Source organism: Variovorax sp. ISS6, from assembly GCF_056523145.1.
On record NZ_JAWRZC010000001.1, the window covers coordinates 2843834 to 2865429 of the forward strand.

Below are 21596 nucleotides of genomic sequence, written 5' to 3' on the forward strand. Positions count from 1 at the left end.
TCGAGACCGGGCGACGACTTCTATTGGCTTGCGCAGTCGCGACGGGAGCGGCTGCACTGATGCCGGCCGCCCATGCGCAGGGCTATCCCCGCCAGCCCATCCGCCTCATCGTGCCCTTCGCTCCGGGCGGCGCGGTCGACCAGACGGCACGCATCATCGGCAACACCCTGGGCGAGAAGCTGGGCCAGACTCTGGTGATCGACAACAAGCCCGGCGCCAGCGGTTCGCTGGGCGCGGGCGACCTGCATCGTGCCAAGCCCGACGGCTACACCCTCATGCTCGCGCTCGATTCGCAGGCGGTGAACCACCTCACGGTGAAGAACCTGCCCTTCGACACCTTCAAGGACTTCGACTACCTGAGCCTGCTCGTCACCACGCCGCAGGTGCTGGTCACGCGCAACGACCTGCCGGCGAAGAACTTCGACGAACTGGTGACCTACCTCAAGGCCAATCCCAAGAGCTCCTACGGCTCCGCGGGCACCGCATCGGCCGGGCACGTGAACAGCGCGCAGCTCTCGCTGGCCAAGGGGCTGCGCACCGAGCACGTGCCCTACAAGGGCGCGGGCCCGCTGCTCACCGACATGCTGGGCGGCCACATCGACTACGCGTTCGCGGGCCTGTCGGTGATGCTGCCGCAGATCAAGGCCGGCAAGGTCCGGGCGCTGGCCGTGAGCTCGCCGCGGCGCTCGGCGATGCTGCCCGACGTGCCCGCGATGAACGAGCTGATCCCGGGTTTCGAGTACCCCACCTGGATCGGCATCGTCGCGCCGCCGGGGATGCCGGCCGAGGTGCGCCAGAAGATCCTCAAGGCCGTGCGCGAGACGATGCACGATCCTCAGGTGGAGAAGCGCTTCGCCGAGAACGCCTACGACATCGTGAACGGCACGCCCGAGCAGTTCGCGCAGCGCGTGAAAAGAGACGCCGAAGTCATGGACGACCTGGTCAAGCGCAGGATCGTCACCAGCGACTGAACCCGATCCCCGAAGAAAGGAACACCCCATGGCCCGGATCCCCTACGCGGACAGCCAGAACCCCGCCGTCAAGCCGCTGGCGGATCGCATCGTCGCCGAGCGCGGCGAGGTGCTGCATCTCTATCGCATGCTGCTCAACAGCCCGCCCGTGGCCGAAGGCTGGCTCCACTACCTGACCGCGATCCGGCAGAAGTCCTCGCTGCCCGGCGCGCTGCGCGAGATGGTCATCATGCGCGTGGCGCAGCTCAACCACGCGCCCTACGAAGCGGACCAGCACGCGCCGATCGCGCTGAAGGAAGGCATGTCGCAGCCGCAGCTCGATGCGCTGGCGGACTGGGCGCAAAGCGACCTGTTCAGCGAACGCGAGCGCGCGGTGCTGGCCTATGCCGACGCCATGACGCTCCACGTGCAGGTGCCCGATGCGATCTTCGCCGCGGTGTCGGCGCAGTTCGAGCCGCGGCAGCTGGTGGAACTCACGGCGACGGTCGCGGCCTACAACATGGTCTCGCGCTTCCTCGAAGCGCTGCAGATCCATTCGCACGACGCGCGTTGAGAGCTGCCCCCGGCGTCAGCTCGTCTGCCGCACGATCACCTGCCCGTTGCGCGCACCGCTGTGCGCGCCATCGCGCCAGGTCAGCGCGCCATTCACGATCACCGCCTCGATGCCCTCGGCCGCCTGCGTCGGCTCCTGGTAGTTCGCGGTGTCGCGCACGGTCTTCGCATCGAACACCACCACGTCCGCGTGGTGGCCGGGCTTGAGCGTGCCGCGCTCGTGCAGGCCGAAGTTGCGTGCCGTGAGGCCGGTCATCTTCCACACCGCGGTCTCGAGCGGGAACAGGCCGACGTCGCGGCTGTAGTGGCCCAGCACGCGCGGGAAGGTGCCCCACAGCCGCGGGTGCGGCTTCTCGCCGAGCGGAATGCCGTCGGAGCCGATCATGGTCTCGTCGAAGGCGAGGATGCGCTGCACGTCGTCCTCGTCCATCATGAAATAGATCGCGCTGCCGGGCTGCAGCCGCTTCGCAGCTTCCTCGCCCGACACGCCCCAGTCGGCCGCGATGTCCTTGAGGTCGCGGCCCGCGCATTCGGGATGCGGCACGCTCGAGGCGATCAGCACGCGGCCGTCCATCATGCCGCGGTCGGTGCGGATCATGGTCGAGCCGGCCGTGTAGGGATAGCAGTCGAGGCCGATGCACTGGTGCTTCATCGCCTCCTGGATGAAGGGCAGCGTGACCTTGGTCTTGCCGTGGTTCTGCACGTTCTGCACCTTGTGGTGCGACACCACCACCGGGATGTCGAGCGCGCGGCCGATGGCGAAGGTCTCCTCGAGCGATTCCATCACGCGGTCGGCCTCGTCGCGCATGTGGGTCACGTAGAGCGCCTTGCGCGCCGTGAGCGGGCGACCCACCTCGATGATCTCCTCGGTCGTGGCCTTCACCGCGGGCGGGTAGAAAGTGCCGGTCGACAGGCCGATGGCGCCGGCCTGCATCGCTTCCTCGACCAGCGCCTGCATCGCCGCGATCTCGCTCGCGGTGGCGGGGCGGTCGAGGTCGGCCATGGTCACGGCGCGCAGCGTCGAGTGGCCCACCATCGCCGCCACGTTGACCGAGGAGGGCGTGGCGCGCAGCGCGTCGAGGTAGGCCGCGAAGGTGGTGAAGCGGCCCTCGACCGGCGAGTCGAGCAGGCTCAGCGGCATCGGCAGGTCCATGTCCTCGCGCAGCGGCGCGGCGCTGATGCCGCAGTTGCCCGCGATCACCGTGGTCACGCCTTGAGAAACCTTGAACGGCATCTGCGCCTGCGACAGCACCGCCTGGTCGTCGTGCGTGTGCGAGTCGATGAAGCCCGGCGCCACGATGCGACCCGTGGCGTCGAGCACCTGGTCGGCCGTGTGGCCCTCGAGCTTGCCGATGGCGGCAATGCGCCCGCGCGAGATGGCCACGTCGGCCTCGAAGCGCGGCGCCTTGGTGCCGTCGATCACGGTGCCGCCGCGGATCAGCAGGTCGTGGTGGGTGGGGTTCGACATCGCGTTCTTTCCTTTGTCTGTTGTGAGTGCGTGTTCAGCGGAAATGGCAGGCCACCAGATGGCCCTCGGCCTCGCGCGGCGTGAGCACGGGCTGCTGCTCCTTGCACACCGCCTGCGCCATCGGGCAGCGGGTGTGGAAGCGGCAGCCCGAGGGCGGGTTCGCGGGGCTTGGCGGATCGCCCTGCAGCAGCATGCGCTTGGCGGGCGTGCGCGGGTTGGGCACCGGCACCGCCGACAGCAGGATCTCGGTGTACGGATGGCGCGGCGCCGAGAACAGCGTGTCGCGGTCCGCGATCTCGACGATGTGGCCCAGGTACATCACGGCCACGCGGTGGCTGATGTGGCGCACCACCGCGAGGTCGTGCGCGACGAACAGGTAGGCGATGCCGAACTCGGCCTGCAGGTCCATCAGCAGGTTCACCACCTGCGCCTGCACCGACACGTCGAGCGCCGACACCGGCTCGTCGCAGACGATCAGCTTGGGCTGCAGGGCCAGTGCGCGCGCGATGCCCAGCCGCTGGCGCTGCCCGCCCGAGAACTCGTGCGGATACTTCTTCGCCGCCTCGGGCCGCAGGCCCACGCGCGAGAACAGCCAGCGCACGCGCTCCTCGCGCGCGGCCGCGTCGGCCCCGCCGAAGTTGCGCAGCGGCTCGGCCACGATCTCGCCCGCGGTCAGGCGCGGGTTGAGCGAGGCGTAGGGGTCCTGGAAGATGATCTGCAGGTCGCGCCGGCGCTGGCGCATCTGCGCCGGCGACAGTCCCACCAGCTCCTCGCCGTCGAGCTGCACCGAGCCCGCGCTCGGCTCCACCAGCCGCAGCACCGACTTCGCGGTGGTCGTCTTGCCGCAGCCCGATTCGCCGACCAGCGCGAGCGTCTCGCCGCGCGCCACCGAGAACGAGACGCCATCGACCGCCTGGATCGGCGGGCGCGCCGGCCGCAGCCAGCGCTTGGGCGAAACATAGTGCTTGCGCAGCTCGTGCACGCGCAGCAGCGGCGCGGCATTGGCTGTTGTTGTCGTCGTCGTTGTGCTCATGCCGCCACCTCCTGTTCGACCGAAGCCGTGGCCCAGCCTTCCTGCACCGCGAAGCAGGCCACCACGTGGCCGCCGTCGGCGTCGTTCGCATCGCCCTGGCGCGTGAGCCGCGGCGTCTCGTGCCGGCAGCGCTCGCGCGCCGAGGCGCAGCGCGCCGCGAAGGCGCAGCCGCGGCCGAGTTCGTGCGCGGCCGGCACCAGCCCCGGTATCTCGGTGAGCCGCGTGCTCGCGGTGTTCATCGCGGGCATCGAGGCCATCAGCGCGCGCGTGTAGGGATGCAGCGGCCGGTCGAACAGCTCGACCACCTCGGCCTCCTCGACCTTCTTGCCCGCGTACATCACGACCACGCGGTCGCAGCTCTCGGCCACCACGCCGAGGTCGTGCGTGATCATCACCACGCCCATGCCCAGCTCCTTCTGCAGCCGCTTGATGAGGTCGAGGATCTGCGCCTGGATCGTCACGTCGAGCGCGGTCGTGGGCTCGTCGGCGATCAGCACCTCGGGGTTGCAGGCCAGGGCCAGCGCGATCATCACGCGCTGGCGCATGCCGCCCGAGAGCTGGTGCGGGTACTCGTTCACGCGCCGCTCGGGCTCGGGGATCTGCACCAGCCGCAGCATCTCGACCGCGCGCTGCAGCGCCTCGGCGCGGCTGGCCTTCTGGTGCAGCTGCACCGTCTCGGCGATCTGCCGGCCCACGGTCAGCACCGGATTCAGCGAGGTCATCGGCTCCTGGAAGATCATCGAGATGCGGTTGCCGCGGATCTGGCGCATCTCGCGCTCGCTCAGCTGCATCAGGTCGGTGCCGCGCAGCCGCACCGCGCCCGCGTGATGGCCCGGCGGCGTGGGCACCAGCCGCAGGATCGACAGCGCGGTCACGCTCTTGCCGCAGCCCGATTCGCCGACCACGCCGAGCGTGCGGCCGGCGCGCACGGTGTAGGACACGCCGTCGACCGAGCGCACCACGCCGGCCAGCGTGTGGAAGTGGGTGCGCAGCGCGTCGACCTCGAGCAGCGGCTCGCCGGTCGCGAGCGCGACGCGGGACAGGGGAGTGGTCATGGGGCGTCGTCCCTCAGAGTTGGCGCGCCAGGCGCGGATCGAGCGCATCGCGCAGCCCGTCGCCCACGAGGTTGATCGCGAGCACCGTGGCCGCGAGCAGCAGGCCCGGGTACAGGATGATGTGGAAGGCCACGGCGACGAAGTTGCGCCCCTCGGCCATCATGTTGCCCCAGCTCGGCGTCTGCGCGGGCACGCCCACGCCGAGGAAGGACAGCGCCGCCTCGGTCAGCACCGCGGCCGCCGCGACGAAGGTCGACTGCACGATCAGCGGCGCCACCATGTTGGGCAGCACGTGGCGCCACAGGATGGTCGGCAGCCGCGTGCCCACCGCATGCGCGGCCTCCACGAACAGCTGCTCGCGCAAGGTGAGCGCCAGCGAGCGCACCAGCCGCACCACGCGCGGTATCTCGGGAATGGTGATGGCCACGATCACGGTCGTGAGGCTGGCGCGCGTGACCGCCATCAGCGCGATCGCCAGCAGGATGCCGGGGATCGCCATCAGCCCGTCCATCACGCGCATCACGAAGCCGTCGATGCGGCGCACGAAGCCCGCCAGCAGCCCCAGCACGATGCCGAAGACGGTGGCCAGCACGGCGACCGAGGCGCCGACGATCATCGACACCTGGCCGCCCCACACCGCGCGGCTGAACACGTCGCGGCCCAGCGCGTCGGTGCCGAACCAGTGCTCGGCCGAGGGCGGCTGCATGCGCGCCAGCGGGTCGATGTCCTGCGGGTCGTGGGTGGCGATCCAGGGCGCGGCGATCGACAGCGCGGCCACCGCGAGCAGCAGCAGCAGGCCGACGATCAGCGTCGGGTGCTTGCGCAGCCAGCGGAAGCGCGGCGGGACGAAGGGCGCGATGTCGGCCTCGGTGCTGGCCGAGATATTTGCCGGGACGGGGGGCGTGTCGCTGTCGCTCATGGGGAGTACGGTGGACATGGCGCGGTTCAGTACTGGATGCGCGGATCGAAGAAGCGGTAGCTCAGGTCGATCAGCAGGTTGATCAGCACGTACACGCCGGCCGACAGCAGCAGCACGCTCTGGATCACGGGATAGTCGTGGCGCTGCACCGAGTCGATGACCAGCCGGCCCACGCCGGGGATCGCGAACACCGTCTCGGTGACCACCACGCCGCCGATCAGCAGCGCGATGCCCACGCCCACCGTGGTGGCGATCGGAATCGCCGCGTTGCGCAGCGCATGGCCGAGCACCGGCAGCACGCCCAGGCCCTTGGCGCGCGCGGTGCGGATGTAGTCCTCGTGCAGCACCTCGAGCACGGTGGCGCGTGTCATGCGCGTGACCAGCGCGATGTAGACCAGCGCCAGGTTCACGCACGGCAGCACCAGCCCAAGCAGCCAGTCGGCCGGGCTCTGGCCGAAGCGCACGTAGCCCTGCACCGGAAACCACGGCAGCTGGATCGCGAAGGCGTAGATCAGCAGGTAGCCGACCAGGAACACCGGCACCGAGAAGGCCAGCACCGCGAACAGCATCACCAGCCGGTCGATCCAGGTGCCGGCGCGGTAGGCCGCGAGCGTGCCCAGCGGCACCGCCACCACCAGCGTGATCCCCATGGTGAGCAGCGCGATCGACACCGTGGGCTCGAGCCGCTGCCCGAGCAGCTGCGACACCGGCACCTGCGTGAAGATCGAGGTGCCGAGGTCGCCGGTGGCGAGCCGGCCGAGCCACAGCGCGAACTGCTGCCACAGCGGCAGGTTGAGGCCGAGCGCGGCGCGCAGCTTCTCGATGTCCTCGCCGGTGGCGAGGTCGCCCGCGATCAGCGCGGCCGGATCGCCGGGCGAGAGGTGGATCAGCAGGAACACCACCACGGCGACCACCGCCATGACCGGGAGCGTCGAGAGGAACCGACGGAGGATGTAGCCCATGGCTTCGAGGTTCTCGTGGCTGGGGAGGAGGGCTTACTTGTCGAGCATCCAGACCGTCGGCATGCCGGCCCAGAGCTTGTCCACGCCCTTGAGGCTGGAGCGTGCGGCGAACGCGGCCGAGTACTGGCCCGCGTTGATGTAGGGCACGGCCTCGTAGGCGCGCGACTGGAAGGCGTCGAGCAGTTCCTTGCGCTTGGCCGGCACCGTCTCCTTGAGCCAGGCCGTGCGCAGCTCGTCGAGCTTCTTGTCGCAGGGCCAGCCCGGCAGGCTGTTGCCGCAGGCCGCGCTCAGGTAGGCGTTGGCGATCGGCGAGTTGGCGTCGAACTCGCCGGCCACCGTCACGTACATGTTCCAGCCGCCGGCCTCGGGCGCATCGCGCTTGGCGCGGCGCGCGCCGATCGAGGCCCAGTCCATGGTCTGCGCGTCGACGTTCAGGCCGATGCTGCGCATGGTCTGCGCGGCCATCAGCGCCTCGGCGTTGAGGTAGGGCACGTCGCTGGGCACCAGCAGCACCACCTTCTCGCCCTTGTAGCCGGCGTCGGCCAGCATCTTCTTGGCCTTGGCCACGTCGGCCTTGCGGAAGGGCTCGGCGCCGGCCGCGGTCTCGTTCGGGCTGCCGCAGATGAAGTAGGTGGCGCAGTAGCTCATGCGCATGTCGAGCGGATAGCCCATGGCCGCGACGAAGCGTTCCTGGCTCACCGCCTGCAGCAGCGCCTGGCGCACCTTCGGGTCGTTGAAGGGCGCGTGCAGCTGGTTCATCACCAGGAAGGCCTGGTAGGCGCCGCCCGAGCCGATCTTGACGTTGCTGTCGGTGCGCAGCGGCGCGATGTAGTCGGGCGGCAACTGCTCGACCAGGTCGACCTCGCCGCGCTTGAGCGCCGCCACCGCGCTGTTGGCGTCGGGCAGGTAGAGCCACTCCACGCGGTCGAAGCTGGTCTTCTTGCTGCCCGAGAGGCCGCTCGGCGGCTCGCTGCGCGCCACGTAGTTGGTGTTGCGCACGAACACCGCCTTGTTGCCGGGCACCCACTCGTCGCGCTTGAACACGAAGGGGCCCGAGCCCACGACCTCGGTCAAAGGCGCCGTGGCCGGCATCTTCGCGATGCGCTCGGGCAGGATCACCGGCGGAAAGCCCGAGGGCTTGGCCAGCCCGTCGAGCACCATGCCGAAGGGCTCGGTCAGCGTGAGCGTGAAGCTGTGGGCGTCGACCGCCTTCCATTCGGCGCCGCTGGCCACCATCGCGCGGCCCAGGCTGTCGCGCGCGGCCCAGCGCTGCAGCGAGGCGATAGCATCGGCCGAGGTCACGGCGCTGCCGTCCGAGAACTTCAGGCCCGGGCGCAGCGTGAAGCTCCACTGCTTGCCGTCCTTCGAGGTGCTGTACTTCTCGACCATCTGCGGCTGCGGCTTGCCGTTCGCGTCCTGCGCGAACAGCGTGTCGTAGACCATGTAGCCGAAGTTGCGCGAGATGTAGGCCGTGGTGAAGGTCGGGTCGAGGATCTTCAGGTCGGCATGCGCGACCACGCGCAGCGTCTTGGGCTGCTGCTGGGCCGGCGCGTGCAGGCTCGCCGTGGCGAGGGCGAGTCCGCCGAGACAGGCGGCGAGAAGGCGGCGTGGTGAAGTCATCGCGGAACTCCGTGGCTGAGAAAAAGGAAAGGGAACGAGGGAGAAAGAAAAAACGAAGCGTCAGGCCGTGGCGCCGATCGGCCACTTGGGCAGCCGCGCCTTGCGGTAGGGCAGGGTGTTGAGGTCGAGCGTGACCGCGCCCGGCGCACCCGCGTAGATCACATGCCTGGCGACCTTCGAGTACGAGGCATAGAAGTGCTGCGAGGACTTCACCACCACGATCTTCCTGGCCGCCAAGTCGCAGCCCAGTTGCGTGAAGAGGTCGGTGCCCATCGCCTGGTTGCGCAGCGTGATCAGCACGATCTCGATGCCGTTGGCTTCCACCAGCGCGCTGTCGCCCATCAGCACCGGCGTGCCCGCCAGGCCGGTCATCACCAGGTCGCGCTGCAGCGCCTTCACCGTGCAATCGAGGTCGATCGGGTCGCCCGAGAGCGGGCTGATCTTGCCGCCGATGCGCATCGTGAGCTTCGCGCCCACGCCCGCGTCGAAGGCGATGCGCACCGCGATCGGGTCCCACATCGGGCCCAGCGCCGCATTGGTGATGCCGCGCTCGACCATGCGGCGCAGGATGAAGGTCGAATCGCTGGCCGCGCCGCCGCCGGGGTTGTCGGCGCCATCGGCCAGCACTACCGGGCCGCCGTCGAAGGCCAGCGCCGCGTCGAGCGAGGCGTCGATGCCGGGATAGGGGACCGTGAGCGCGTCGCGCATCGCGATCACCTCGTTGGCCAGCTGGCGCGCCAGGGCCTGCGCCTTGGCCGCGTCGCCGTCGGTGTAGACCAGCAGCTTGGTGCCCATCTCGGGCACGTCGCCCCACGAGAAGCCATGCGTGAGCGAGACCGAGAGCACGCCGTCCTTGCCCTCGAGCGACTGCATGCGCTCGACGAAGCCGCGCGCCGGCTGGCGCGAGGTGTGGACCGTCACGATCATGTCGCAGTCGACCATCGCGGCCACCGGCTTCACCTTGCCCTCGACCTGCGCCGCGCAGATGTCGACCAGTTCCATGCCGCGCTCGAGCACGTCGGTGTGCGGGTACTCCTTGAACGAGATCATCAGGTCGGCGTTGGCCACCATCTCGGGCGTGAGGTGGTTGTGCGGATCGAGTTCGGCGCCGATCACCACCTTCGGGCCCACGATCTCGCGCACCCGCTTCAGCAGGTCGCCTTCGCAGTCGTCGTAGCCGTCGGCCACCATCGCGCCGTGCAGGCCCAGCAGCACCATGTCGACCGGCAGCACCGCGCGCAGATCGGCCAGCAGCTCGTCGCGCAGCGTCTCGTAGGCATGGCGCGTGGTCGTGCCGCTGGGCTGCGCGCCGGCCACCATGCCTTCGAACAGCGTCCAGCCGCGCTCCTTGCCGCGGATGCGCGCGGCCCACAGCGGGCCCGAGAACAGCGTCATCGCTTCGGGATGCTTGCCGGCGGGGAAGTAGCCGCGGTCCTTGAACGAGGCCAGGCCCGTGGGCATGGGCGCGAAGGTGTTGGTTTCGGTGGCGAGGGAGGCACTGAAGACACGCATGGGGTTTCTCTTGTTCTCGGGGTAGAGGGAAGAAGGAAGGAAAAAGGGGCGCCGCGCCTCAGGCCGCGACCTTGCTGCGCAGCCGTTGCGGCCCGAGCATCTCGGCCGTGAGCCCGAAGCCCGCGATGCGCTCGGGCAGTGGCAGCCCGCGTGCCAGCGCCGCGCAGGCCTCGCCCATCGCGGCCGAGGTCTGGATGCCGTAGCCGCCCTGCGCCGCGACCCAGAAGAAGCCCGGCGCCTCGGGATCGAAGCCGCCGACCAGGTCGCCGTCGGCCACGAAGGAACGCAGGCCGGCCCAGGTGCGCGTGGGGCGGCGGATCGAGAGCGTGGTCACCTGCTCGATGCGGTCGATCGCGATCGCGATGTCGAGCTCTTCGGGCTGGATGTCCTGCGGCTCCACCGGGTCGGCATTGGCCGGCGAGCCGAGCAGCATGCCGGCGTCGGGCTTGATGTACCAGTCCTCGTCGGCGCCGAACACCATGGGCCAGCGCGCGGCCGTCGCGGCCTCGCCCTCGGGCGGCGCGAAGATGAAGGCCGAGCGCCGGCGCGGCTCGATACCGATGGGCGGCACGCCCGCGAGCCGAGCCACGGTATCGACCCAGGCGCCCGCCGCATTGAGCACCACCGGTGCCTCGTAGCCGCGCCCGCCGGCCTGCACGCGCCAGACCTCGCCCACGCGCTCGATGGCCGTCACGCCCGCATCGCACACCAGCTGCCCGCCCGCGCGCCGCATGCCGCGCAGGTAGCCCTGGTGGATCGCATGCACGTCCATGTCGGCCGCGTCGGGTTCGTAGACCGCGCCGATCACCTGCTCGGGCCGCAGCGCCGACACCATCGCGCATGCTTCGTCGGCACCGAGCCGGCGCGGATCGCCGGGCATGCCCTGCAGCACCTGCCAGTGTTCCTCGAGCTGCGCCTCCTGGCCCGGGCCCGCGATCATCATCGCGCCGCGCGGCGTCAGCAGCGGATGCTCGGCGAAGCCCGGCGGCGGGTTCTCGAGAAAGGCGCGGCTGGCCATCGTGAGCGCGCGCACCTGCGGCGTGCCGTAGCTCTCCATGAAGAGCGCGGCCGAGCGGCCCGTGGAGTGGTAGCCCGGCTGGTTCTCGCGTTCGAGCAGGATCACGCGGGCATGCGGCGCGAGCCAGTGCGCCACCGAGGCGCCGGCGATGCCGCCGCCGATCACGAGGAAGTCGGCGGTGGCGGTGGTGTGTTCGGTCGTTGTCATCGCGGCGCAGTGTAGGAACAAATTTGCGTATACGCAAATTATCGAAAGCCCTGAGTTCCTTTGGCATCGTCTCGTGCAGAGTGAGGACGCTGCGAAGGGCCCAGGACGTTCGTTGCACCATGGCGGTGAAATTTGCGTACTTGCAATTTGCGCATACGCAAATTTCGGGCCCGGCCGCGGCGGCCCGGCGGTGGAGGGGCGGCGGATGGACTGGCAGAATCCTGCGCATCACAAGAGAGAGCCAAGCGTGAATCCACATACAGGGACCAAGCAGGCGGCGAAGCCGAAGGAGGCCGCGCCCACGCTGGACCGCACCACTTTCGGTTATCGCCTGCGCACCGCGCGCAAGCGTTTCGGCTGGACGCTGGCGCAACTGGCCGAGCGTTCGGGCGTGTCGATCACCACCATCTCGCGCGCCGAGCGCGGCCAGCTCGCGCTGGGCTACGAGAACTTCACAGCCCTGGGCCGCGCGCTCGACATGGACATGAACGCCATGTTCGCGGGCGCCGGCGTCAAGCCCGCCCAGTTCGACGGCCCCGTCGTCACGCGCGCCGGCAAGGGCGTGGTGTACCGCGGCCTGTCGATCGCCTACGAGTTCCTCGGCACCACCGCCGCCGGCAAGCAGATGAGCCCCATCGTCGGCGTGGTGCACGCGCGGCGCATCCACGGCCCCGAGGACTTCGTGCGCCACTCGGGCGAGGAGTTCGCCTATGTGCTCTCGGGCGAGATCGAGGTGCACTTCGACAACGGCGAGGTGGTGCGGCTGGGTCGTGGGGATTCGCTCTATTTCGACAGCCGCCTCGGGCACGCGTACATCAGCGTGAGCAGGCAGTTGGCGAAGATCGTGGGGATGACGATCGGGGAGAGCGGGCACATGAAGTCGGCGCGGGAGGCGCCGGAGGTGGAAGCCGTGGAGGCGGTGGCGAAGAAGAAGTTAGGGCGCGCCGGCAAGGCTTGATGTTTCACTGAACAAGAGCATGTCCATTTCCGACGACACCTGGCCTTTCAGCGATGCACCGAATGTTGCGTGCTTCACCGTGAGGTCCATCATGAACGAGGCTGCGCCGATCCTGCTCGTGTTCCACGACGAGGACGACGGCGCCTGGCAGATGCTGCCCGGCGGCGGTGCGGATGCGTCAGAGGCAATGATCGTGGGGCTGAAGCAGCTGGTTCAGTTGGAAGAAACCCTCGTTGAACTCGCGAACCTGCCGCTGGGTTGGTTTGCTCGGCGCGAAGACAAGAACTCGCCATGGATATCTCGGCCAAGGGCGGAATTTCCTGCTGACTGAAAAAGCGACGCCGGGGCAGCAAGGCCCGACACCGACCCGCATTCGACTCAGGTATCTCCAAGCCCGAACTCCCATCTAATTCTTGCCGCGTAGCATCCGCGCCGCCCACGATGAAGCGATGCGCCGTACGCAAACCCGGCCGGGCAGGATGGACGAATGAACACGAGAAACAAGATCGCGACGCTGCTGGTCGTCGCGGCTGCTGCCGTTGGCGCGGCCTTTGCCTATGCGTGGGAGCCGGCCATCTCGGCCTTGCCCACGCCACCGCCGTCCAGTAGCGACCAGGCGCTGCTGGTGCGAGGCTCGCACGTGGCCAGCACGGGCGACTGCATGGTGTGCCACACGGCCGCCAACGGCAAACCCTTCGCGGGTGGGCTGCCGCTCAACACGCCCTTCGGCACCATCTACAGCACCAACATCACGCCCGATGCCGAGACCGGCATCGGCACCTGGTCGCTCGAGGCCTTCACGCGCGCCATGCGCGCCGGCGTGTCGCGCGACGGGCACCTGCTGTACCCGGCCTTTCCCTATCCGCACTTCACGCGCATGTCCGACGACGACATCGGCGCGCTCTATACCTACCTGATGGCGCGCACGCCGGTGCATGCGCCGGCCAGGGCCAACCAGCTCACGTTCCCGCTCGGCTTTCGGCCGCTGGTCGCGGGCTGGAACCTGCTGTTCCTGCAGAAGGGTCCGCTGCCCGCGCCCGGCACGGCGCAGTCCGACGAATGGCTGCGCGGCCGCTATCTGGTGGAAGGCGTGGCGCACTGCGCGGCCTGCCACACGCCGATGAACCTGCTCGGCGCCGAGAAGAGCAGCCAGCCCTTCGCGGGCAACCTCATCGACGGCTGGGAAGCGCCACCGCTGAATGCACTGGCCAGCGCGCCCAGGCCGTGGACGAAGGAGCAGCTCGTGTCCTACCTGCGCACCGGCCTCGCGAGCGAACACGGTGCGGCCGCGGGGCCGATGCTGCCGGTGACGCAGCACCTGGCCGACGTGCCCGAGTCGGACGTGCGCGCGATCGCGACCTACATCATGGGCATGCAGCCCGCAGCTCAGGCCGACCCAACCAAGGCGGCTGCGTCGGCTTCGGTCGCCGCCGCGGCCGTGCCCGCAGGCCAGCGCGTCGATGCCGGAGCCGCGCTGTTCAACGGCTCGTGCGCTGGCTGCCACGGCGCCGCTGCGCCCATGCGCACCATCGGCGACCGCCCCGCGCTCGGCCTGAGCACGGCGGTCAATGCCGACAGCGCGCGCAACGCCATCAATCTGGTGCTGGGCGGCAACCCGTGGGGCGGCTCGGCATCGGCGCACTACATGCCGCCGTTCGCCGATGTGCTGAGCGACGAGCAGGTCGCCGAGGTGCTGCGCTACGTGCGCGCCAGCGCCACGCAGCGTCCGGCCTGGCCCGATCTGCAGAACGAGGTTGCGAAGGTCCGCAAGGAGAAGGAGGCACTGCCGAAATGATCACGCTCACCGTCAACGGCGTCGACCACGCGCTCGACATCGACCCCTCCATGCCGCTGCTGTATGCGCTGCGCAACCACCTCAAGCTCAACGGCGCCAAGTACGGCTGCGGCCTCGGCCAGTGCGGCGCCTGCACCGTGATCGTCGACAAGCGCCCCGTGTTCTCGTGCCTGATGCCGGTGTCGGCGGTGGGCAAGCGCGCGGTGCGCACCATCGAGGGCCTGGGCAGCGCCGACAAGCCCGCGCCGATCCAGCAGGCCTTCATCGAGAAGCAGTCGGCCCAGTGCGGCTACTGCATCGCCGGCATGGTGATGCGCGCGCAGGCGTTGCTCGACGAGCGCCCGGGCGCCGACGAGGAAGAGATCCGCCAGCACATGCAACCCAACCTCTGCCGCTGCGGCACCCACATGCGCATCGTGGCCGCGATCGTCGAGGCCTCGAAGACGCTGGCCGGCACCGCACGGCAAGGAGCATCGCGATGAGCCGCCCCGCACAGCGGCACGATGCCACCCTGCGCAACCCGAGCCGGCGCCACTTCCTGGCCGCGGGCTCGCTCACCGTGAGCTTCTCGCTCTGGCCCGGCGCCGCCGCGCTGGCCCAGCAGGGCAAGCAGGCCACCGAGGCGGGCGCGCCCAGCGCGCTCGATGCCGGCGCCACCAAGCTGCCGGGCGACCTCACCGGAACGCCCATGCTCGACGCCTGGATCCGCATCGACGAGCAGGGCCGCATCACCGTGTGGACCGGCAAGGCAGAACTCGGCACCGGCATCCGCACCGCCTTCACGCAGATCGCCGCAGAAGAGCTGAGCGTGCCCTTCGAGGCGGTGCACTTGGTGACGGCCGACACCGCCATCACGCCCAACGAGGGCTACACGGCCGGCAGCCATTCCACCGCCGACAGCGGCACCGCCATCCTCAACGCGGCGGCACAGGTGCGCGTGCTGCTGGTCGGTTCGGCCGCCGGCAAGCTCGGCGTGGCGGCAGACACCCTCAAGCTGCGCAACGGCGTCATCTCCGCCCCCGACGGCCGCACCCTGAGCTACGGCCAGGCCGTGAGCGGCCTCGACCTGCACCGGCGCGCCGAGCCGCGCTCTGAGCTGGTCGACCCGAAGCAGCACCGCGTCATCGGCCAGTCGCGCCGGCGGCTCGACATCCCGGGCAAGGTCACCGGCGGTGCGAGCTATGTGCAGGACATGCGCCTGCCGGGCATGGTGCATGCGCGCATGGTGCGGCCGCCGTCGTACGGCGCCGTGCTCACCGGGGTCGACAGCGCGGCCGTCGAGAAGATGCCGGGCGTCGTCAAGGTGGTGCGCGACGGCAGCTTCCTGGCCGTGGTGGCGCAGGACGAGTGGCAGGCCATCCAGGCCATGCGCGCGCTCACCGAGGCCGCGCGCTGGCAGGAGAGCGCCGCGCTGCCCACCCCGGCCACCATCTACGACACCTTGATGAAACTGCCGCGGCAGGAGATCCACGTCGGCGACCGCCATGGCGAGACCGTGCCCGCGGCCAAGACCCTGCATGCGCGCTTCACCAAGCCCTACCTCGCGCATGCGTCGATCGGCCCTTCGTGCGCCGTCGCGCAGTTCGACGCGCAGGGCAAGCTCACCGTGTGGACCCATTCGCAGGGCGTGTTCCCGATGCGCGGCGCGCTGTCGGAACTGCTTTCGATGAAGCCCGAGGACATCCGCTGCGTGCACGTCGAAGGCTCGGGCTGCTACGGCCACAACGCCGCCGACGATGCAGGCGCCGAGGCCGCGCTCATCGCGCGCGCCGTGCCGGGTCGGCCGGTGCGGCTGCAATGGATGCGCGAGCACGAGTTCACCTGGGAGCCCTTCGGCCCTGCGATGGTCACCGACGTGAAGGCCTCGCTCGACGCCAGCGGCCGCGTGGTCGACTGGCAGTACGAGATCTGGAGCAACTCGCACAACCAGCGCCTGGACAACGCCGGGCGCTTCATCTCCGCGCAGTACCTCGCGAAGCCCTTCACGCCGGCGCCGCCCAAGCCCATTCCCATGCCCGAGGGCGGCGGCGACCGCAACAGCCTGCCGCTGTACAACTTCGCCAACTACAACGTCGAGCACCACTTCCTGCCCGACATGCCCGTGCGCGTATCGGCCATGCGCGGGCTCGGTGCGTACATGAACGTCTTCACCATCGAGAGCTTCATGGACGAGCTGGCCGCCGCCGCGGGCGCCGATCCGGTCGAGTTCCGGCTGCGTCACCTCGACGACCCGCGCGGGCGCGACGTGGTGCAGCTCGCGGCGAAGAAGTTCGGCTGGGACCCCAGGCGCAAGCGCGTGCCGAACCGCGGCGTGGGCTTCTCATTCGCCCAGTACAAGAACCTGATGAGCTACCTCGCGCTCGCGGTCGAGGTGTCGATCGTGCCGGAGACCGGCGAGATCCGCATCGAGCGCGCCATCGCGGCCATCGACTGCGGCCAGGTCGTCAACCCCGACGGCGTGCGCAACCAGGTGGAGGGCGGCATCCTGCAGTCGGCCAGCTGGACCCTGTACGAGCAGGTGCAGTACGACGCCCAGCGCATCCGCAGCTACGACTGGAGCCGCTATCCGATCATGCGGTTCTCGGACGTGCCGCGGAAGGTGGAGGTGCACATCATCGATCGGCCCGGGGCGCCGTTTCTTGGGACCGGTGAAGCTTCGCAGGGGCCGGCGCCTGCGGCGTTGGGGAATGCGATTGCGGATGCTACGGGGCGGAGGTTGCGGGGGTTGCCGTTGGCGGCGGGGCGGAGGCTGAGGGAATACAGCCAGGGTTGAGGCTGTGGAGGCTGACAATGGGTGCTACGACCTTGAAGATTCGGTGTGGGGAGGTCGCAGCTCGCGCTGGTGTTTGCAAATGATCCTCAGAAAAACCTTGGCTTTCGCGGGCTCAACTGGTTCAGTCTTTCGGCTCGATTTCCGAGCTGCTTACGCGGCAGCGAACGGTGTGCAGCACTCCAGCCCATCCAGGGCGAGTTTCTGAGCTGCCTACGCGGCAGTGAAAATATCGTCTGTTCGTCGCGGGGGCCGTGTTGATTCTTGAGCTGTCTACGCGGCAGCGCCCCCCTCCGTGCACCGCCAAGCCAGTGCGGGGCATTTCTGAGCTGCCTACGCGGCAGCGAACTCCACCACCGAAATCGCAACGCTTCTTGCCATTTTTTGAGCTGCCTATGCGGCAGCGAACCTCCGAGACCACTATCCTCCGCACGCCGACCTTTTCTGAGCTGCCTACGCGGCAGCGAACCACTCGGATGGCATCCCTCGAGCCTTCCAGTTTTTCTGAGCTGCCTACGCGGCAGCGAACCCGCAGCACTTCAGCCCACCCAGGGCGCGAAGTTTCTGAGCTGCCTACGCGGCAGCGAACTGCATCACCCGCGCCGCTGCCGCAATCGGAGATTTCTGAGCTGCCTACGCGGCAGCGAACCAGTAGCAGCAGAAGCGGTGGTTGTTCTCTGTTTTCTGAGCTGCCTACGCGGCAGCGAACACCCTGTTGGGGGCGGGGTCGTCGCCACCATATTTCTGAGCTGCCTACGCGGCAGCGAACAAGAAATTCGTTCTCACGCCGGCTCAGCACAATTTCTGAGCTGCCTACGCGGCAGCGAACGGCCTGCACAACGAAGGCAGCCGGATCATCATTTTCTGAGCTGCCTACGCGGCAGCGAACTGTCGCGCAGCGCCAGCAGCCGAGAGCGCATCTTTCTGAGCTGCCTACGCGGCAGCGAACGGCGCGATCGAAACCGACCTGCTGCCGTGCGATTTCTGAGCTGCCTACGCAGCAGCGAACTCACGCACATCATCGCTCATGGCCGTCAGTACTTTCTGAGCTGCCTACGCGGCAGCGAACGGCTCGGCGCTCGCGGCCGCGCCGGGCACGCATTTCTGAGCTGCCTACGCGGCAGCGAACGCCGGTGCCCTCCTGCGTGCTGGGCACGATCATTTCTGAGCTGCCTACGCGGCAGCGAACCCTCCAGTAGCCGTCGGCGTCGGGCGTCCAGATTTCTGAGCTGCCTACGCGGCAGCGAACCGATCGCGCGCTGCCGCATGGTTGGCGCGGCCTTTCTGAGCTGCCTACGCGGCAGCGAACCACCTGGGGCCGAGGGAGTTGCGAATGAGCGCGTTTCTGAGCTGCCTACGCGGCAGCGAACATCTACACGGCCTGCAGGAGTGTGATGCCATGATTTCTGAGCTGCCTACGCGGCAGCGAACGCCGGCGTCTCCGCATGGTTCGGCGTCAACAATTTCTGAGCTGCCTACGCGGCAGCGAACGAGGGCAAGCTGACGCGCTCGACCGCCGAGCTTTTCTGAGCTGCCTACGCGGCAGCGAACAGAGAACGCTTCATGAATCAGCCTTTCAAAGTTTTCTGAGTTGCCTACGCGGCAGCGAACAGCTCCGGATTCGCGCCCGAGCGCTTCGGGCATTTCTGAGCTGCCTACGCGGCAGCGAACCTTGCGGCCGTTCTCTTCGACCTGCGCCGTCTTTTCTGAGCTGCCTACGCGGCAGCGAACCGGAACAGCGCGCCTACCGCACAGAAGCACACTTTCTGAGCTGCCTACGCGGCAGCGAACTTGGGGCGGCCATCAGTCGGTCTCCGTGGGCCTTTCTGAGCTGCCTACGCGGCAGCGAACGTGATGTCGTCGGGTTCGACGTCGATGCGGAATTTCTGAGCTGCCTACGCGGCAGCGAACGAGCGCCACGCGATCGAGCGCGCCATGCCGGATTTCTGAGCTGCCTACGCGGCAGCGAACGTAGATCGCCGTCGGCTGCGGCAGCCCGAAGGTTTCTGAGCTGCCTACGCGGCAGCGAACCCAGTCGTCCGCCGCGTAGCGCACGGCCTTATTTTCTGAGCTGCCTACGCGGCAGCGAACAGCGAAGACTGAGCGCCTCGGCTGCCGTCATTTTTCTGAGCTGCCTACGCGGCAGCGAACTTGTCGAAGCGCCTGAACGACAAGACCCAGAATTTCTGAGCTGCCTACGCGGCAGCGAACGTCCGAGGTGATCGTGCTGCCGTTGTACGTGGTTTTCTGAGCTGCCTACGCGGCAGCGAACCATGTTGGGGTCGCACAGAATGAGCCGCAGTTCTTTCTGAGCTGCCTACGCGGCAGCGAACACGCGCCACGAGGTGTATTCGCGTGCTTCGATTTTCTGAGCTGCCTACGCGGCAGCGAACGCGATGTTGACCGTCAACGCCGACGGGCATCCTTTCTGAGCTGCCTACGCGGCAGCGAACGGCCGCTGCTGCTGGGCATGCTGGGTCTGGGTTTTCTGAGCTGCCTACGCGGCAGCGAACCAGGATAGAGGGGTGGGGGGGTACCCGCTCGATTTCTGAGCTGCCTACGCGGCAGCGAACTTCGCCGCCTCCTCCAGCGCCGCATTGCGCAGTTTCTGAGCTGCCTACGCGGCAGCGAACAATCCCGTCTTTCGGGCAGTCGGTGCACTGGCTTTCTGAGCTGCCTACGCGGCAGCGAACCTGACCATCGGCGTCGTGTCGGGGACGGTCAATTTCTGAGCTGCCTACGCGGCAGCGAACCTCGATGCGGCCGGACTTGCGCTGGGCCTGCATTTCTGAGTTGCCTACGCGGCAGCGAACCATCGGTTGCGGTGTTCATGGTCTGCGTCTCATTTCTGAGCTGCCTACGCGGCAGCGAACGGCGACCAGCGTGCCAATGCGGCGCTGGAGGATTTCTGAGCTGCCTACGCGGCAGCGAACGCCGCGGCCGGAAGCAATGCATTCGCAGACATTTTCTGAGCTGCCTACGCGGCAGCGAACAATCCCCCGATAGCCGTAACTCGTTGTGCCAAAAGAAGAAATCTACGACCTACAACCTCAGACCCAAATCCTGGACGATTTCGTAAGTGCTTGATTTCATTGGCTCAACGCCAAGCCTGGGAAAAAGGGTCAAAACCATGGAACGGTCGCGCCTTGACTCAACCCATAGGTATTGAATTCGCCCGGCCTTGCCTCCGCCTGCAATGGCCCGTGATCGACAAAGAGGCAGAAGGGCTGTCCGGTGCTGCTGCTTCGCGCCTGGACGTAGGGCAATTCCGGCCGGCGCTCTACATGGTCAGGGATTGCCATGGCGGCTTGTTCCGCAGTCTCGCCCTTGCGGCGCATCCGGCGGCGACGCAGGCGATCTACGTTGGTCTTGAACTGGCGCCGCAACACCTGCCGATGCGCTGCATCCGCAGGTGCCTGCATCACGTCGCCGACGTGCACATGATCCCGCATGCCCCGAAGCCAATCCATTTCGGTCAAGCGTCTCAAGGCCTCAGGCGTGCCGTGAAGTCGCATCTGCGCGCCAAGGCCACGCTTCGATAGAGGCTTCAACACATGTTCCGGATAACTCACTCCGATGTCGCTTGCCTGCAATTGCACAAGCGCGCGGTGCAGTTTGGCCACCAGAGCCCCCAGCAGATGAACCTGGCTGAATTCGGGATCGGGGCGCAGGCGGATGTCGATGTAGTGCGTGGTCATGGCGACTCAGCTCGCATCACCAAATACACCGCCACGGATCAGCACGGCCATCACGAAATGCTGTTGCTCGACAGGCGGGACCTGGTCCTTGAGAAGCCAATTGTCCAAAAGCGTGTAGAAGTCCTGCTTTTGCTTGGGCTGTCTATAAGCTTTTCCCTGCGTAGTCACCGAGCCATAGGGTTCCACGGCGATCGGGCCAAGCTCCTGCGCGCCTTCGTACCAAGTGTCGATGGAACGAATGGCATTGCCAATCTTCTGCGAGTGAATGGCGGCGACATTCTGCACGTCGTAGAGAGTCTTGCTTTTGCGCGTACCACCCTTGTCCAGGATCAACTCCTGTGAAGGGAAAACCTCCTGTCCAGCCCCGAGGCGCACGAAGGCACTCACCTGCAGCAGCACGTGCTCGGTACCTTCCAGCCCACCGGCAACCACCTGCGCCAGCTCTTGAAGCTCGTTGCCAGTGGCTGCCATCGCGCGGAGGTCATGGGAGAGCGCATCGAAGTTCCAGGACTTCGTGGCCTGTCCGTTCTGCAGGCGGTCGACGCGCACTTCGACCATTTCCGCACCGACGCGATTGCGCCAGAGAAAGCGGCCGTTTGCCAGGTTGGCGGCATAGCGCCTAGCCAGTTCGATGAAACCATTGGCTTGCACATAGCCTCGTACCGTGCTCAGCAACTTGGCTTGATAGACGGCGTTGTTGCAAGCCGATGGGGTGCCTGCACCAGCCAGCACACGTAAAGTGAACTGCACCCTCAGCGTGTCTGCACCGGCTGGAAGCGTAGCCACGTCCACAGTCTGCAGATTCGGGCTCTCAATGGCAGCATCGAGCTTGCTTGGGTCCTGATCCTTGGTCTTGAGACGGTTGGAAATGGTGCCCCGCACGGACTTGGGGTGGATCGCCACGGGACTCCATGCAGCGGGGCTGGAACGCTCTTCCCAACTGCCGGCGTGAAGCACTGCATCGGAGGGATCGAGCTTTCGCTCGAAGGCGAGGACGGAAGGGGTCGTGATCTTGTCGGACATGAGGTGTTCTTTCTGGGTAAAGATGATTGCGAGCA

17 protein-coding genes and 1 CRISPR repeat array are annotated in these 21596 nt (G+C 67.9%); of the genes, 7 read left to right on the top strand and 10 right to left on the bottom strand.

From position 1 onward, the window contains the following. Positions 1-59 precede the first annotated feature (59 nt). Both AC1HIL_RS12975 and AC1HIL_RS12980 read left to right on the top strand, forming a co-directional pair. Positions 60-971, top strand: coding sequence for a Bug family tripartite tricarboxylate transporter substrate binding protein (locus AC1HIL_RS12975; protein WP_296730368.1), 912 nt, complete (start codon positions 60-62; stop codon positions 969-971). Positions 972-999: 28 nt separating this feature from the next. Beyond that, positions 1000-1524 carry a carboxymuconolactone decarboxylase family protein gene (locus AC1HIL_RS12980; RefSeq protein ID WP_479671924.1) on the top strand — a complete coding sequence of 175 codons (525 nt, stop codon included), beginning with the start codon at positions 1000-1002 and terminating at the stop codon, positions 1522-1524. Between the two features lie 15 nt (positions 1525-1539). On the opposite strand, the gene AC1HIL_RS12985 is transcribed toward AC1HIL_RS12980, so the two are convergent. From AC1HIL_RS12985 to AC1HIL_RS13020, 8 genes are read right to left on the bottom strand one after another with little or no spacing between them, the layout of a single operon-like run. Continuing rightward, positions 1540-2991: an N-acyl-D-amino-acid deacylase family protein gene (locus tag AC1HIL_RS12985; RefSeq protein WP_479671925.1), complete on the bottom strand. Its 1452-nt coding sequence runs from the start codon at positions 2989-2991 to the stop codon at positions 1540-1542. Positions 2992-3025: 34 nt separating this feature from the next. Further along, entirely contained in the window at positions 3026-4024 is a 999-nt protein-coding gene (locus tag AC1HIL_RS12990; protein WP_479671926.1) for an ABC transporter ATP-binding protein, read from the bottom strand. After that, positions 4021-5079, bottom strand: coding sequence for an ABC transporter ATP-binding protein (locus AC1HIL_RS12995; protein WP_296730360.1), 1059 nt, complete (start codon positions 5077-5079; stop codon positions 4021-4023). The genes AC1HIL_RS12990 and AC1HIL_RS12995 overlap by 4 nt, the downstream gene beginning before the upstream one ends. A 13-nt stretch (positions 5080-5092) precedes the next feature. Continuing rightward, the gene (locus AC1HIL_RS13000) at positions 5093-6016 is read right to left on the bottom strand and encodes an ABC transporter permease (RefSeq protein ID WP_479671927.1); all 924 of its coding nucleotides are present in this window, start codon (positions 6014-6016) and stop codon (positions 5093-5095) included. A gap of 8 nt (positions 6017-6024) precedes the next feature. Beyond that, positions 6025-6960, bottom strand: coding sequence for an ABC transporter permease (locus AC1HIL_RS13005; protein ID WP_479671928.1), 936 nt, complete (start codon positions 6958-6960; stop codon positions 6025-6027). A gap of 33 nt (positions 6961-6993) precedes the next feature. Beyond that, positions 6994-8580 (bottom strand): ABC transporter substrate-binding protein, encoded by a 1587-nt coding sequence (locus AC1HIL_RS13010; protein WP_093349074.1) that lies wholly within the window; start codon positions 8578-8580, stop codon positions 6994-6996. A gap of 60 nt (positions 8581-8640) precedes the next feature. After that, positions 8641-10092 (bottom strand): M81 family metallopeptidase, encoded by a 1452-nt coding sequence (locus tag AC1HIL_RS13015; protein WP_479671929.1) that lies wholly within the window; start codon positions 10090-10092, stop codon positions 8641-8643. Between the two features lie 58 nt (positions 10093-10150). Beyond that, positions 10151-11317, bottom strand: a complete 1167-nt coding sequence (locus AC1HIL_RS13020) for an NAD(P)/FAD-dependent oxidoreductase (RefSeq protein ID WP_422097746.1) — start codon at positions 11315-11317, stop codon at positions 10151-10153. Between the two features lie 247 nt (positions 11318-11564). On the opposite strand from AC1HIL_RS13020, the gene AC1HIL_RS13025 reads away from it, so the two are divergent. The 5 genes from AC1HIL_RS13025 (at position 11565) to AC1HIL_RS13045 (ending at position 16843) form a co-directional block, all read left to right on the top strand. Further along, on the top strand, positions 11565-12275 hold the full coding sequence (locus AC1HIL_RS13025; protein ID WP_057589520.1) for a helix-turn-helix domain-containing protein: 711 nt from the start codon (positions 11565-11567) through the stop codon (positions 12273-12275). A gap of 19 nt (positions 12276-12294) precedes the next feature. Then, positions 12295-12606 carry an NUDIX hydrolase gene (locus tag AC1HIL_RS13030; protein ID WP_261208092.1) on the top strand — a complete coding sequence of 104 codons (312 nt, stop codon included), beginning with the start codon at positions 12295-12297 and terminating at the stop codon, positions 12604-12606. A 156-nt stretch (positions 12607-12762) separates the two neighbouring features. Further along, complete coding sequence (locus AC1HIL_RS13035; protein ID WP_479671930.1) at positions 12763-14070, top strand: c-type cytochrome; 1308 nt, start codon at positions 12763-12765, stop codon at positions 14068-14070. Then, positions 14067-14552, top strand: coding sequence for a (2Fe-2S)-binding protein (locus AC1HIL_RS13040; protein ID WP_479671931.1), 486 nt, complete (start codon positions 14067-14069; stop codon positions 14550-14552). The genes AC1HIL_RS13035 and AC1HIL_RS13040 overlap by 4 nt, the downstream gene beginning before the upstream one ends. Further along, positions 14549-16843: a xanthine dehydrogenase family protein molybdopterin-binding subunit gene (locus tag AC1HIL_RS13045; protein ID WP_479671932.1), complete on the top strand. Its 2295-nt coding sequence runs from the start codon at positions 14549-14551 to the stop codon at positions 16841-16843. The genes AC1HIL_RS13040 and AC1HIL_RS13045 overlap by 4 nt, the downstream gene beginning before the upstream one ends. 138 nt (positions 16844-16981) lie before the next feature. Further along, a CRISPR array of direct repeats spans positions 16982-19833; the repeat unit is 28 nt; unit sequence TTTCTGAGCTGCCTACGCGGCAGCGAAC. A gap of 129 nt (positions 19834-19962) precedes the next feature. On the opposite strand, the gene cas6f is transcribed toward AC1HIL_RS13045, so the two are convergent. Both cas6f and csy3 read right to left on the bottom strand, forming a co-directional pair. Continuing rightward, positions 19963-20538 (bottom strand): type I-F CRISPR-associated endoribonuclease Cas6/Csy4, encoded by a 576-nt coding sequence (cas6f, locus tag AC1HIL_RS13050; RefSeq protein WP_479671933.1) that lies wholly within the window; start codon positions 20536-20538, stop codon positions 19963-19965. Between the two features lie 6 nt (positions 20539-20544). Continuing rightward, positions 20545-21561, bottom strand: a complete 1017-nt coding sequence (gene csy3, locus AC1HIL_RS13055) for a type I-F CRISPR-associated protein Csy3 (protein WP_479671934.1) — start codon at positions 21559-21561, stop codon at positions 20545-20547. Positions 21562-21596: the final 35 nt, after the last annotated feature.